This window comes from Arthrobacter ipis (genome assembly GCF_014694315.1).
In the GTDB taxonomy this organism is placed as follows: Bacteria; Actinomycetota; Actinomycetes; order Actinomycetales; family Micrococcaceae; genus Arthrobacter; species Arthrobacter ipis.
Genome location: NZ_JAAOXD010000002.1, coordinates 90,806 through 103,445 on the forward strand (window position 1 = coordinate 90,806; position 12,640 = coordinate 103,445).

A 12,640-nucleotide genomic window follows, 5' to 3' on the forward strand; every position below is an offset into this window, starting at 1 on the left:
ACTTCAGAAGGGCAGCGGGAGCCTTGCGGTCCCGCACTCAGCCGAGATGAAGGAAACCCCTGACCTCTCCATTGCCTATCCAGGCAATCGAGAGATCAGGGGCCCTTGATGGTTTTGCTCAGGTAGCTAGCGTTTACGGCTGGCTCGGTGGCGGAGGTGCTGGACGGCGCTGAGGGTGAGTGCGGCCGCTAGGACCAGGTAGAGAGTGGTGGTGATAGGGCTGTCCACGAGGATGCCAAGATCCCCTTCCGAGACGGCAAGCGCGCGGCGGAGCTCGGTTTCGGCCATCGGGCCCAAGATCACTGCGATAAGTACTGGTGCCAGCGGGATGTTGTAGCGGCGCATCAGGAATCCGATAAGGCCGATGCCGATCAACAGCCACAGGTCGAGCACCGCCGAGCTTACCGCGTACACGCCGAGCATCGAGAAGACGGTGATGCCGGCATAAAGGTAGTGCTTAGGGATGCTCAGCAGTTTCGCCCAGACGGAGGCGAACGGGATGTTGATCATTACCAAAATCACCAGACCGATGAACAAGGATGCCAGCAGCGCCCAGACCAGATTGCCACTTCGTTCGAAGAGCAGGGGGCCAGGCTGCATGCCGTACTGCTGGAATGCGGCCAGCATGATCGCGGCGGTCGCCGAAGTCGGCAGCCCGAGCGCGAGGAGGGCGCCCATAGCGGTGCCGGCGGTAGCGTTGGCAGCTGCTTCGGGGGCAGCGAGGCCGCGGATGGAGCCAGTGGTGCCGAACTCCGGGTCGTTTCGCCGCTTGGCCAGTTGCTTCTCTGTGCCGTAGGCCAGGAAGGTGGGAACCTCTGCGCCACCGGCGGGGATCAGGCCGAACGGGGCGCCGAAGGCGGTGCCGCGGAGCCAGGCCGGGAGGGCTTTCCTGAAGTCGGTGAGGTTGAGTCGGGCCCGGCCCTTCGTTTCGATCCTGCTGACCACGGGGTCGCGGTGGATGCGGGAGGCGACGTGGAATACCTCGCCGAGTGCGAGGAGCCCCACGGTGATGACGATGACGGAGATCCCATCGAAGAGCTGGGGCATGCCGAGGGTGAACCGGGCTGTGCCGCTGGGTCCGTCAATGCCGACCAGGGCCAGGGCAAGGCCGAGTCCCAGGGCTGCGATGCCGCGGATCACGGATTCGGAGACGACGGCGGAGATGGCCATAAATGCGAATACGGCCAGGGCGAAGTACTCGGCCGGGCCGAAGACGGTGGCCATTTTGACCAGGGTTGGCGCGAAGAACACCACCAGGGTGGTGGCGATCAGGCCACCGATGAACGCGCCGATGGCGCAGGTGGCCAGGGCCTTGGCGGCCTGGCCGCTTTTGGCCATGCGGTGGCCCTCGAACGTGGATGCGATGGCGGACGAGTGGCCCGGGGTGTTGAGCAGGATCCCGGAGGTGGAATCGCCGAAGAGTCCGCCGAAGTAGATGCCGGCGAACATGATGAACGCAGCCGTCGGTTCCAGTGAAAACGTCACGGGCAGCAATAACGCCACCGCCATGGCGGAGCCTAGTCCGGGAACGACGCCGACGGCGGTGCCCAGGAGCGCGCCGATCAGCACCCAGAGGAGGTTAATGGGGGTCAGGGCGCTGGCGAACCCGCCCATGAGAAGTTCGAGCTGTTCCATCAGAGGATTCCTCCCACGAAGCCGGAGGGCAAGCTGAGGCCCAGTGCGGCGCCAAAGGCAAGTTGAATGACTGACGAAAATAACAACCCCACCCCGATGTCGAAGATGGTGCGGCGGCTGCCGAGGGCGTAGGCGACAAGCCAGAACAGCGCTGCCGCGCTGATGATCCACCCCAGCGGTTCGAGCAGCAGGACAAAGGCGACGACGCCTCCGAGCATCAGGCCGACTGTCCGCCAGTCGGAGTAGGTCTTCCATGTTTTGACTGGGGTTTGGGGTGGCGCATCGTCAAACGTCCCGTCTTCTTCCCGCCCAAGGTGCCCCAGGTCGTGCAGCATGTCCGCGGAGAACTGCCCGCTTCCGGGGTGTATGGAGTTGTCCGGGACCTTCGGTGTGCGAAGGATCTGGATGGCGAGCAGGGTGGCGACCAGGTACAGGACGATGCATACGATGACGGGGAAGAACTGCGGGCCGGGGGCTGATTTGCCCTGCACGTTCATGGTTACGGTGCCGATGGTGAGGAAGATGGCGACTGTGTAGAGTACGGCGACGACAACGAATTCGCTGCGGCCTGTGCCGAAGCCGGGCTTATGTTTGCCTTGCGGTTCCGTTCCGGCTTCTGCGTCTGCTTGGTTCTGGGTGATGCTCATAGGCCGAGGTCCTTTACGATTTCTTGGGCCGTTGTGACTTCGTTGGTGATGAACTGCTCGAATTCTTCGCCGGTTGAGAAGGTGTCCGTCCAGCTGTTGCGCTTGAGGGCTTCCTGCCAGTGCGCGCTGCTCCGCATCTCGGTGACGATTTTGATGAATTCCGCTTTCGTTTCGTCCGTGGTGCCGGGTGCTGCCACAAAGCCGCGCCAGTTGGACATAACCGCGTCGACACCTTGTTCCTTGAAGGTGGGGACGTCCACGCCCTCCAGCCGTTCCTCGGAAGAGATGGCCAGTGCGCGCAGGGTGCCCGCTTCGATCTGGTCGCTGACTTCGTTGTAGCCGGACATACCGGCTGCCGTGGTGTGGGACAGCAGGGACGTCAACGCCTCGCCGCCGCCGGAGTAGGCGATGTAGTTCACGTCCTTGGGATCCATCCCGACGGTCTTGGCTACCTTGGCGCTGAGGAGGTGGTCGATGGAGCCAAGGGAACCGCCGCCTATCGACGTTCCCCCGGGGTCTTTCTTCCAGGCTTCCAGGAAGTCAGCCAGCGTCTTGAACTTGGAGTCGGCCGGGACGACCAGCGCGGCATAGTCATCGGCCAGGCGGGCGATGGGAACCACATCGGCCATGGATTCGGGGTTGTCGCCCAGTTCGATGGCCCCCACCATCACGCCTCCGGTCACCAGGAAGGCATCTTCGCGCCCGGGGGTCTGCACGAACTGGCTCAGACCGATCGTTCCGCCGGCTCCGGGCACGTTGACCACCTGCGGGTTGTTGACGACGCCGCCGCTTTTGAGTGCCTGCTGTCCTTCGCGGGCAAATCCGTCCCATCCGCCGCCCGGAGCGGCCGGGGCGATCAGGGTGAGCTTGTTCCTGGCTGTGCTCGTTCCGCCGGCGGTGCCGGCATTGAGGAACGCAAGCGCGGCGACGACAGCCACGACCAGTCCGAAGACGGCATTGCGTAGGGGATTTTTCATGGTTCTCGTTCCGTAACGACGTTGTTGGGCGGTGCGAAAGTACGTTGCTGAGGCGGATCCCAGCCGTGATAGGGGTGCTGAAGTCTCTGGCATCGGTCGGGATACCTTTGTATACAATGAAATACAGTTATACCCGCGATGCCCATCACCGGCAAGTTTTCCCGACTCCGGCAACTCCATTTTGTTAGACATCAACCACCTTGCGGTCCCTGCATACGTTTGTATACAGTGGGATTCACCAACCCAATGAAAGGACCACGGATGTCTATCGGTAATGGAGCCGGAACCCAGAGTGCGGACAGCTTTGACGTGATCGTGGTGGGCGGCGGGAATGCAGGCTTCACGGCGGCCCACGCTGCGGCGCAACGCGGAAGGCGTGTTGTATTGCTGGAAAAGGGCGAGCAGGACATGGCCGGAGGCAACAGCTTCTACACCGCCGGCGCCACACGGATCGTGCACAGCGGTCTGGATGACTTGCAGGGCTTAGTGGAACCCGATGAACGGCACGTCCGGACGGTTGTTCCCCCGTACAGCGGTGAAGAATATGCAGCGGACCTGGAAAAGGTGACCGAAGGCCGCAACGACCCGGAACTGACGCAGGTCCTCATCGCCGAAAGCCAGTCAACCCTTCGCTGGCTCAACGGTCTGGGCCTGAAATACCGCCTGATGTACGAGCGTCAGGCCTTTGAGCGCGCGGACGGGTCCTATCTCTTCTGGGGCGGCCTGCACGTGGGCAATGTGGGAGGTGGCGAAGGCCTGATTAAGGATCACACCCGGGTCGCTGCCGAACTGGGCATCGATGTCCGGTACGGCCACGCAGCGCAAAGCCTGATTGTCGAGAACGGGCGCCTTGCCGGCGTCGTCGTCAACACCACGGAAGGTGAACTGCGCCTGACGGCAGAATCAGTGATCCTCACCGCCGGCGGCTTCGAGTCCAATACCCAATGGCGACGGGACTACCTGGGCGAAGGCTGGGAGAACGCCAAGGTCAGGGGTACTCCGTACAACACCGGCGACATGATCGCAGCAGCATTGGAGATCGGCGCCACCAAGGGCGGCGACTGGAGCACCTGCCATAGCGTCCAGTGGGACGCCTTCACCCCCACCAATGAAAGCAACCGCGAACTTACCAACCGCTTGACCAGACAGAGTTACCCGTTTGGCATCATCGTGAACACGGAAGGCAAACGCTTCCTGGACGAGGGCGCGGACTTCAGGAATTACACCTACGCCAAATACGGAAAGGAAATTCTGAAGCAGCCTGGATCAGTGGCCTACCAGATCTTCGATGCAACCCTTCGCCCGATGCTGCGCAGCGAAGAATACGACATGCCCGGCATCTCGGTAGAGGTCGCGGACACGCTCGAGGACTTGGCCGTCAAGATCGGCCTGGATCCGGAGTCGTTGTCCAAGACTGTGACGGACTTCAACAACTCTATCGACCGCTCGATCCCGTTCGACCCGAACATCAAAGATGGCCGCATGGCCGCTACCGAACCGGTCAAGAGCAACTGGGCCGCGCCCATCGAAACGGGCCCCTTCTACGCTTATGGCGTCACCTGCGGGATCACCTTCACCTTCGGCGGCATCAAATCCGACACCCACGGCCGCGTCCTGGACGCGGACGGCAAGCACATCCAAGGCCTCTTCGTGGCCGGTGAAATGCTCGGCGGACTGTTCAGCACCAACTACCCAGGCGGCACCGGACTTGCTGCCGGTTGCGTCTTCGGACGGCGGGCCGGCGTTCTGGCGTAAAGTTCCTATCGAACGAGCGCCGCCCGCGGTAACCACTCCAATGCCTCAAGGACCAGACTAGTGACGGATACAGCAGCCCCCCGCATGGACGGAGAGACCATCTTCCGGACCCTGCGCAGCGAAATCCTGTCCGGAGTGCATCAACCCGGCACTGCCATTCGAGAAACTTCACTCGCTGAACGCTTCGGCGTCTCCCGGACCCCCGTCCGGGAGGCGCTGTCCCGACTTCAACAGGAACGGCTCCTGGAGCGGGTAGCAAGGAATCTCCAGGTGCCCCAAGTCGACCCGCAGCAGGTCATCCAAATCTATGACATGCGCATCCTCCTTGAGGAAGAAGCCGCCCGCCAGGCAGCCCGGTCTCGGCAGTTCGCGGACCTGATGCGTCTTGACGCGTTACTGCAGCGCGACCGGCAACTCAAAGAACCTGATGACCACACCAGGATCACCACGAACCTGGAGTTCCACGCAGCCATCTGGAACTGCGCCCATAACCCTGTTCTGAAGGACCTGCTGGACCGGCTGTCAACTCACCTCATCCACGCACCCCGGTCCACCCTTTCGACAGGAAACCGCTGGACCGAATCCCTCGACGAGCACGAGGCCTTGGCGCGTGCCATCGAACAGCAGGATAGCGACGCCGCCGGAAAGATTGCGCGGCAACACATGGAAACAGCGCGGACCCTGCGTCTGCAGCTCCTCCGGGAAACAGCTCTGCAACATCCGCTGACCAACAACAGTTCCCGCCGTTAGATCCACTGCCGCGGGGCGGCTCGAACGCCACCCCGCTTGCTCCAATTCGTTCCCGGGTTCAATGGGCGCGGCCAGCACACCCGATACTCAAGGAATGGCATGACAACCTACGTGCCAGGCCAACTCCAAATTTGTCGCTATTCAGACACGCCCTCTGGGGAGCCCCAGCTAAGCGCCTGACGCTGAGACTGTTTTCTGGTCGGCATGCTGCCGGTCCGGAAGGATAGGTGCGTTAATCAGTCCGCGGTCGTACGTGACCAGAGCATTGTTTTCGATGATCTTTTCAGTGGACGTCACCAGGCCGGTTCGCTTGTCCCGGGTCAGCCGCATGACCTGGTTGTGCCGGTAGACCTGCCCCCGTGCCTCGTAGAAGTAGGCGTCTTCCTCGCGGATATGGAACTTGACCCCGGATACACGTTCAGCCCGAAGCTCGCCGCACAGGTAATCGTCATTCGTGCTCACCACGAACTGGAAGGACTGGTCCGTGTCGTTGCGGACGCGGTAGTCCAGGTAGTTGTAGATGATCGACGTTCCCGACCCGAAAGGGATCTGCCTGTTAAAGTCCGGGAACAGGTCCAGGTCCCCGTGGTGGTGATGCTCCACAACAGTCAGCTCGCTGTGAAGGACCATCCAGTGCAGCAAGTTGGTGAACTGACATAAGCCACCGCCGATGCCTGAGTCCGCCCGACCACGGTTGATGACGAGGCCTTCCTGGTAGCCCTTGGCCTCTGTACAGCTTCCGACCAACCGCCAGAAGGAAAAGGTTTCACCGGGGCGAATCACCACGAGGTTCACCATCGGCGCGGCGATCCCAAGGCTGACTGCTTTGTTTTCCTGCAGGCGCAAGTCAACGTTTCCCAGCTTCCGGCGTATCAACGAATTGTGCCGGTAGACCAGCACAGGCAGGGCGTCCTCCCCGCGGTTCCGGGCGAACGAAGTCCGCGACAACATATCGCGCAACCTCCGGGCGAGGATCATGCGCTGGACCGAAATTTTATAGGTCAGCGGAGACAGCTCGCAAAACAGCTTTCGTGGCAACTTCCCCCCAATAATACGGCCCGATTCAACGGGACACGCAGAAGGCCGGAGACCCGGCTGGCAACATCTTTCCAGACGCTGGAGGAAACCGGGAAATCAGCAGCTACTTCCGTGAGGACGCGTGAGGGAAGAGGCGACCAAAGCTGAGGAAGCGTTGCATCTCCACACGCCCACATCGCGGCGTGCCTCACAACAATGTTGCAGCAAAAGCAACTCCACCGCGCATGCTCAACAACGCCATCCGGCGCGCCTCCTAACGGTGGGGGCCAGAAACGACAACCAAATACCCATTGACGGGTGAGCTGAGTCACGCCTATTCTGGTGCAACAGTGTTGCAACAGAAGCAACCCCAAGTTTATTGGTGGACACATGGAACACCCGATAACCCAATCGGCCGGAACAGCAGAGCCGCTGACCAGCCAGCCCGGCCAGCCCGGCACCAAGCAACCCCACACCGGCGACGAGGTCAGCAAGGACACCCGACGCCGGGTCATCACCGCGAGCTTCATCGGCAACTTTGTCGAATGGTTCGACTACGCCGTTTACGGCTACCTGGCCGGGATCATCTCCACGGTCTTCTTCCCTGAAGCCGACCGCCAGACAGCACTCCTGGCAACCTTCGGCGTCTTCGCCGTCTCCTTCTTCGTCCGTCCCCTGGGCGGCTTCTTCTGGGGCCACATCGGCGACCGCCTCGGCCGGCGGAAAGCACTGTCGCTTTCGATCGTCATCATGTCCGTGGCCACGTTCTGCATCGCCCTGATCCCCGGCTACGGGACCATCGGCCTTCTGGCGCCGGTCCTGCTCCTGCTGGTCCGCGTCGTCCAGGGATTCTCCGCCTCCGGCGAGTACGCCGGTGCCTCCGCCTTCCTGGTGGAGTACGCTCCGGCACATCGCCGCGGACTCTATGCCGCCGTCGTACCCGCAAGCACCGCGGCGGGCCTGCTCCTCGGCAGCCTGCTGGCTGCGCTCCTCACGAGCGTCCTCAGCGAATCCCAACTGCACGACTGGGGATGGCGCCTGCCGTTCCTGCTCGCCGCCCCCATGGGACTGATCGGCCGGTACATCCGCACCAAGCTCGAGGACACCCCCGCCTTCCGCGCCCTCTCCCAGGAGGACCACGGGACCAACAAACCCGCCCGGGACATGTTCCGGAATAACCGGAGGCAGCTCATCATCGCCACCGGTGCGGTGTTGCTGAACGCAGTCGGCTTCTACGTGATCCTCAGCTACATGCCCACCTACCTTTCCGAGGAACTGGGCTTCGGCGCTGGCGAATCATTCCTGGCCACTACCATCGCCCTGGCCAGCTACATCGGCTTCATCTTCCTCACCGGCATCGCGTCGGACAGGTTCGGCCGCAAGCGGATGCTGATCACCGCGTCCGTGCTCTTCATGCTGCTGACGGTGCCGGCGTTCATGCTCCTGGATACGGGCAACTTCCTGGTGATCGTGCTGGTCCAGATCCTCCTGGGCGGCATGCTCACCCTGAATGACGGCACGCTCCCCAGCTTCCTGGCCGAGCTCTTCCCCACGAAGACCCGCTACAGCGGCTTCGCCGTCAGCTTCAACCTCTCCAACGCCCTGTTCGGCGGCACCGCCCCGTTCATGGCCACGCTCCTCATCGGCCTCACGCACAACAAGCTGGCCCCCGGCTGGTACCTCGTGGCCGCCTCACTGGTTTCCCTCATCGCAGTCCTGTTCGCCGTGGAGACTTCCAAGAAGCCCCTGCAGCAGCACTGACAAACACCCACCCAAGAAAGAAAAGGAAAGAACAGAATGACCATCACCGAGAATGAAGCTGTCAACGACGTCGCCAAGCTCGAGCGCCTCAAGGTCCTGAACAACGGCGAAAAGGTCTCCCTGACTTTCTCGAATGAAGAGTTCGAGCGCCGCCTCACAGGCCTCCGCAGCATCATGGCCGAGAAGGACCTGGACGCCGTCGTCCTGACCAGCTACCACTCGATCAAGTACTACTCCGACTTCCTGTTCACCTACTTCGGCCGCTCGTACGCCATGGTGGTCACCAAGGAGGACACGGTCACCGTCACCGCAAATATCGACGCCGGAATGCCCTGGCGCCGCAGCTACGGCGAAAACCTGGTGTACACGGACTGGCGCCGGGACAACTACGTCCACGCCATCCAGGAAATCCTGCGCACCCGCGGCATCAGCGTCCGCCGGCTCGGCGTGGAGGACGACTCCCTGCCGCTGGACAACCGCAACAAGATCCAGGCCGCCTTCGCATCCGCCACCCTGGTGGACGTGGCCCAGGCCGCCATGCGCCAGCGCATGATCAAGTCCGCCGAGGAAATCGAGGTCATCAAGCACGGCGCCCGGATCGGCGACCTGGGCGGCGAAGCCATCCGCAATGCCATCACCGCCGGCATCACCGAGTACGAGGTGGCCCTCATCGGCACCGAGGCCATGGTGCACGAGATCGCCCGCACCTTCCCCAACTCGGAGATCCGCGACACCTGGGTCTGGTTCCAGTCCGGCATCAACACCGACGGCGCACACAACTGGGCCACCACCCGGAAGATCCAGGAACACGACATCCTGTCCCTGAACTGCTTCCCCATGACCTCCGGCTACTACACGGCCCTGGAGCGGACGCTGTTCTTCGGCGAACCGGATGCCCGTTCCCTCGAACTGTGGAACATCAACGTCGAGGTCCACCGGCGCGGCCTGGAACTCATCAAGCCCGGCGCCGTCTGCAAGGACATCGCCGCCGAACTCAACGAGATCTACGTGTCCCACGGCCTGCTCGCCAACCGCACCTTCGGCTACGGCCACTCCTTCGGCGTCCTCAGCCACTACTACGGCCGCGAGGCCGGACTCGAGCTCCGCGAGGACATCGACACCGTGCTCGAGCCGGGCATGGTGGTCTCCATGGAACCGATGATCACCGTCCTCGACGGCCAGCCCGGCGCCGGCGGCTACCGCGAGCACGACATCCTGGTGGTGGGCGAGGACGGCGCCGAGAACATCACCAAGTTCCCGTTCGGCCCTGAGCACAACATCATCAGCGCCTGACACCTGGGTAACCGGGGCATGCCCTCCCCCGCCTTCCGTTGTCAGCCAGGCTCTTGTTTAGCAGCCTTGGGTTAAGTACGACGACGGCGGGCGGCCGGGAGGGCATGCCCGCCCCCCGCTTCCGCGTGGCAAATGGGCCGGAAGCACGACAGCGAAGAAATATAGTGAACACCATGACTCCCCCGGCAACACCCGCGAACCCCGCCCCTGCAGGCGGCGGCCCCGAAGGCAAAGACGCAGGCAACGGCGACGCGCGCGGCGCCTCGGTAATCGTAAACGCCATCGCCGTGCTGCGCAGCTTCACGGCCGACGAGCCCATGCTGGGCGTCACCGAGATCGCCAGCCGGGTGGGCCTCCACAAGAGCACGGTGTCCCGGATCCTCGCCACGTTCGAGCAGGAGCACCTGGTGGAGCGGGACCCGGACACACGGCGCTTCCGCCTGGGGCTGGGCCTCATCGCGGTGGCCGGGCCGCTGCTGGCCGAGCTCGAGGAGCGCCGCGTGGCCTACCCCGTGCTGCGCGAGCTGACCGAACGCACCGGCGAAACCAGCGCGCTCATGGTGTGGAACGGCAACGAGTCCATGTGCGTGGAACAGATCTCCAGCCGGCAGCAGGTAAAGCACACGGCCCCGCTCGGTGCCCGCTACAACACCGCGCTCAGCGCCTCGGTCCAGATCTTCCTCGCCGCCGAACAGCCCGAGCGTGTGAGTGCCCTGCTCCGGAGCGGCACCATCACCCTGCCCGGGCTGGACGACCACTCCGTGAAGGCGTACGTGCAGCGGTTGCAGGAAGTGAGCAAGCGCGGCTGGGCCATCAACTACGGCGAGACGTCCATCGAGGAAGTCGGCATCGCAGCTCCGGTCTATGACCACCGGGGCGACATCGTGGCCTCCGTCCTCATCCCCGCACCCAAGTTCCGAGTCTCCCCCGACACTCTGGAAAGCCTCGGCGAGGCCTGCGCCAGCGCCGCAAAGGAAGTCACTCAGCGCCTGGGCGGCGTGGCGCCGAAGGAGCGCCGGAGCGCGTAGGCAGCGGACCGCCTGCGAGGCTGAGTCAGCACCTTGTCGAGTGCTGCAACGGAATTGCGGGATTGCTGGCCTATGAGGCCAAACGCTCACGGGCGTTGCGCCCGGAACCGGCCGGTTCAACACCACGTTCGGGTTGGGTGATTTCGGCCCAGACTACGTCGAGCGAAAGGCCCAGGACATCGGCAATCGCAGCGATGGTCGGGAAGGCAGGGGTCGCTACGCGGCCGGACTCGATCTTTCGGAGGGTCTCCGGTGAGACGCGGGCGTCGAGCGCGGTCTCGAGCATCGAGCGGCTTCCCCTGGCGCGACGCAACAGGGCACCGAGACGCTCTCCGCGTTCGACCTCTGCTGATGTAAGCGGCAACCTGACCATGGCTCCAATACTAATACCGGGATAATATGGCCGGTATAGTTATTGGCAGACGAGAAGGGCCGCCGCATGATCGAGATCCTGAACCCCGCCGAACTGGCCCGAGCAAAAGAGTCCGGCGCCTTGGTCGCTGACATCCTGCACACGCTGAAGAGCCGCAGCGCGGTGGGCACGAACCTCCTGGAGATCGACCGCTGGACCCAGGACATGATCCGCGAAGCTGGAGCGGAGTCCTGTTACGTCGACTACGCGCCTTCCTTCGGACGGGGGCCGTTTGGCCACTACATCTGCACAGGTGTCAACGACGCCGTGCTCCACGGGCTGCCACGCGACTACACGCTTGCGGACGGCGATTTACTGACGCTCGACCTCGCCGTCTCCAAACGCGGAGTCGCTGCAGACGCCGCGATCAGCTTCATCGTGCGTGAATCAAAGCCCGCGGAGAGCGTCGCGATGATCGAGGCGACCGAACGCGCACTGGGCGCAGGGATAGCAGCCGCCGGACCCGGCGCCCGCATCGGCGACATTTCCTATGCCATCGGCTCGGTCCTCAGCGAGGCGGGGTACCCCATCAACACCGAGTTCGGCGGCCATGGCATTGGATCAACCATGCACCAGGACCCGCACGTTCCAAACACCGGGCGGCCCGGCCGGGGGTACAAACTGCGGCCGGGCCTTCTGCTCGCACTGGAGCCGTGGGTCATGGCGGACACGGCACAGCTCGTCACTGATGCCGACGGGTGGACGCTCCGAAGTGCGACAGGCTGCCGGACGGCTCACAGCGAGCACACGATCGCCATCACGGACGACGGAGCCGAAATCCTCACCTTGCCGAACCACAACTAGACACTTTGAAGGGGCCGGAGGCCTCAGGCCCCTTCATGTTGCCTGCTCTACTCGACGCTGTCCTCGGCGATGTCCTCTGCCCACAGGTCCGGGTTGTTGTCCTGAAAGGTGCGCATCATGTCCACGCAGCGCTGATCATCCAGGACCACCACCTCAACGCCACGTGATCGCAGAAGCTCGAATTCGCCGTCGAACGTGCGCCCTTCACCTACCACCACGCGGGGAATCTTGAACTGAATGATGGTTCCGGTGCACATGGCACAGGGGGCGAGGGTGGTGTACAGCGTGGTGTCCCGGTAGCTCGACTGCCGGCCGGCCGCGCGAAGTGCGGACATCTCGCCATGCGCGATCGGATCCCCGTTTTGGACGCGTTCGTTGTGGCCGCTCGCAATGACCACGCCGTCACGGGCGAGCGCCGCCCCGATGGGGATGCCGCCTTCGCGGAGGCTTTTTTGGGCGGCTTGGTAGGCGGCTTCGAAGGCGGTGTGGTGCTGTTCGTGGGTCATGCGGTCATTTTCTCAGGAGCAACACCGGCTGCAAGTGTCCGACCCACTGATAGCT

General features: G+C 63.2%; 12 protein-coding genes. 6 read left to right on the forward strand and 6 right to left on the reverse strand.

Features of this window, described 5'->3' with window-relative positions:
• Positions 1-126: 126 nt before the first annotated feature.
• The 3 genes from G9E11_RS05900 to G9E11_RS05910 are packed head-to-tail and all read right to left on the reverse strand — an operon-like array spanning position 127 to position 3,259.
• A complete protein-coding gene (locus G9E11_RS05900) occupies positions 127-1,635 on the reverse strand; it encodes a tripartite tricarboxylate transporter permease (protein ID WP_190603826.1) in 1,509 nt (502 codons plus the stop codon).
• Positions 1,635-2,282: a tripartite tricarboxylate transporter TctB family protein gene (locus tag G9E11_RS05905; protein WP_190603827.1), complete on the reverse strand. Its 648-nt coding sequence runs from the start codon at positions 2,280-2,282 to the stop codon at positions 1,635-1,637. The genes G9E11_RS05900 and G9E11_RS05905 overlap by 1 nt, the downstream gene beginning before the upstream one ends.
• Positions 2,279-3,259 (reverse strand): Bug family tripartite tricarboxylate transporter substrate binding protein, encoded by a 981-nt coding sequence (locus G9E11_RS05910; RefSeq protein WP_190603829.1) that lies wholly within the window; start codon positions 3,257-3,259, stop codon positions 2,279-2,281. The genes G9E11_RS05905 and G9E11_RS05910 overlap by 4 nt, the downstream gene beginning before the upstream one ends.
• Before the next feature lie 261 nt (positions 3,260-3,520).
• On the opposite strand from G9E11_RS05910, the gene tcuA reads away from it, so the two are divergent.
• Positions 3,521-5,014 carry an FAD-dependent tricarballylate dehydrogenase TcuA gene (gene tcuA / locus G9E11_RS05915; RefSeq protein ID WP_190603831.1) on the forward strand — a complete coding sequence of 498 codons (1,494 nt, stop codon included), beginning with the start codon at positions 3,521-3,523 and terminating at the stop codon, positions 5,012-5,014.
• Between the two features lie 60 nt (positions 5,015-5,074).
• Positions 5,075-5,764 (forward strand): GntR family transcriptional regulator, encoded by a 690-nt coding sequence (locus G9E11_RS05920; RefSeq protein WP_311764302.1) that lies wholly within the window; start codon positions 5,075-5,077, stop codon positions 5,762-5,764.
• Between the two features lie 168 nt (positions 5,765-5,932).
• Here the strand turns inward: G9E11_RS05920 and G9E11_RS05925 are convergent, their stop codons facing one another.
• Positions 5,933-6,715: a VanW family protein gene (locus G9E11_RS05925; protein WP_246468771.1), complete on the reverse strand. Its 783-nt coding sequence runs from the start codon at positions 6,713-6,715 to the stop codon at positions 5,933-5,935.
• Between the two features lie 456 nt (positions 6,716-7,171).
• Here G9E11_RS05925 and G9E11_RS05930 point away from each other — a divergent pair, with 456 nt between their 5' ends.
• The 3 genes from G9E11_RS05930 (at position 7,172) to G9E11_RS05940 (ending at position 10,863) form a co-directional block, all read left to right on the forward strand.
• A complete protein-coding gene (locus tag G9E11_RS05930) occupies positions 7,172-8,542 on the forward strand; it encodes an MFS transporter (RefSeq protein ID WP_246468772.1) in 1,371 nt (456 codons plus the stop codon).
• Between the two features lie 36 nt (positions 8,543-8,578).
• Entirely contained in the window at positions 8,579-9,835 is a 1,257-nt protein-coding gene (locus tag G9E11_RS05935) for an aminopeptidase P family protein (RefSeq protein ID WP_190603835.1), read from the forward strand.
• 173 nt (positions 9,836-10,008) lie between these two features.
• A complete protein-coding gene (locus G9E11_RS05940; RefSeq protein ID WP_190603837.1) occupies positions 10,009-10,863 on the forward strand; it encodes an IclR family transcriptional regulator in 855 nt (284 codons plus the stop codon).
• Positions 10,864-10,933: 70 nt separating this feature from the next.
• Here the strand turns inward: G9E11_RS05940 and G9E11_RS05945 are convergent, their stop codons facing one another.
• Entirely contained in the window at positions 10,934-11,236 is a 303-nt protein-coding gene (locus G9E11_RS05945; protein WP_190603839.1) for a helix-turn-helix domain-containing protein, read from the reverse strand.
• Between the two features lie 66 nt (positions 11,237-11,302).
• Here G9E11_RS05945 and map point away from each other — a divergent pair, with 66 nt between their 5' ends.
• A complete protein-coding gene (gene map / locus G9E11_RS05950) occupies positions 11,303-12,079 on the forward strand; it encodes a type I methionyl aminopeptidase (protein ID WP_190604223.1) in 777 nt (258 codons plus the stop codon).
• 47 nt (positions 12,080-12,126) lie between these two features.
• On the opposite strand, the gene G9E11_RS05955 is transcribed toward map, so the two are convergent.
• Positions 12,127-12,585 carry a nucleoside deaminase gene (locus tag G9E11_RS05955; protein ID WP_190603841.1) on the reverse strand — a complete coding sequence of 153 codons (459 nt, stop codon included), beginning with the start codon at positions 12,583-12,585 and terminating at the stop codon, positions 12,127-12,129.
• Between the last annotated feature and the right edge of the window lie 55 nt (positions 12,586-12,640).

Bases quoted from the DNA above. Each gene is read 5' to 3' on its own strand.
- map (WP_190604223.1), top strand. From the start codon at position 11,303: ATGATCGAGATCCTGAACCCCGCCGAACTGGCCCGAGCAAAAGAGTCC.
- G9E11_RS05910 (WP_190603829.1), bottom strand. From the start codon at position 3,259: ATGAAAAATCCCCTACGCAATGCCGTCTTCGGACTGGTCGTGGCTGTC.
- G9E11_RS05905 (WP_190603827.1), bottom strand. From the start codon at position 2,282: ATGAGCATCACCCAGAACCAAGCAGACGCAGAAGCCGGAACGGAACCG.
- G9E11_RS05935 (WP_190603835.1), top strand. From the start codon at position 8,579: ATGACCATCACCGAGAATGAAGCTGTCAACGACGTCGCCAAGCTCGAG.
- G9E11_RS05900 (WP_190603826.1), bottom strand. From the start codon at position 1,635: ATGGAACAGCTCGAACTTCTCATGGGCGGGTTCGCCAGCGCCCTGACC.
- G9E11_RS05925 (WP_246468771.1), bottom strand. From the start codon at position 6,715: ATGTTGTCGCGGACTTCGTTCGCCCGGAACCGCGGGGAGGACGCCCTG.
- G9E11_RS05940 (WP_190603837.1), top strand. From the start codon at position 10,009: ATGACTCCCCCGGCAACACCCGCGAACCCCGCCCCTGCAGGCGGCGGC.
- G9E11_RS05945 (WP_190603839.1), bottom strand. From the start codon at position 11,236: ATGGTCAGGTTGCCGCTTACATCAGCAGAGGTCGAACGCGGAGAGCGT.
- G9E11_RS05955 (WP_190603841.1), bottom strand. From the start codon at position 12,585: ATGACCCACGAACAGCACCACACCGCCTTCGAAGCCGCCTACCAAGCC.
- G9E11_RS05930 (WP_246468772.1), top strand. From the start codon at position 7,172: ATGGAACACCCGATAACCCAATCGGCCGGAACAGCAGAGCCGCTGACC.
- tcuA (WP_190603831.1), top strand. From the start codon at position 3,521: ATGTCTATCGGTAATGGAGCCGGAACCCAGAGTGCGGACAGCTTTGAC.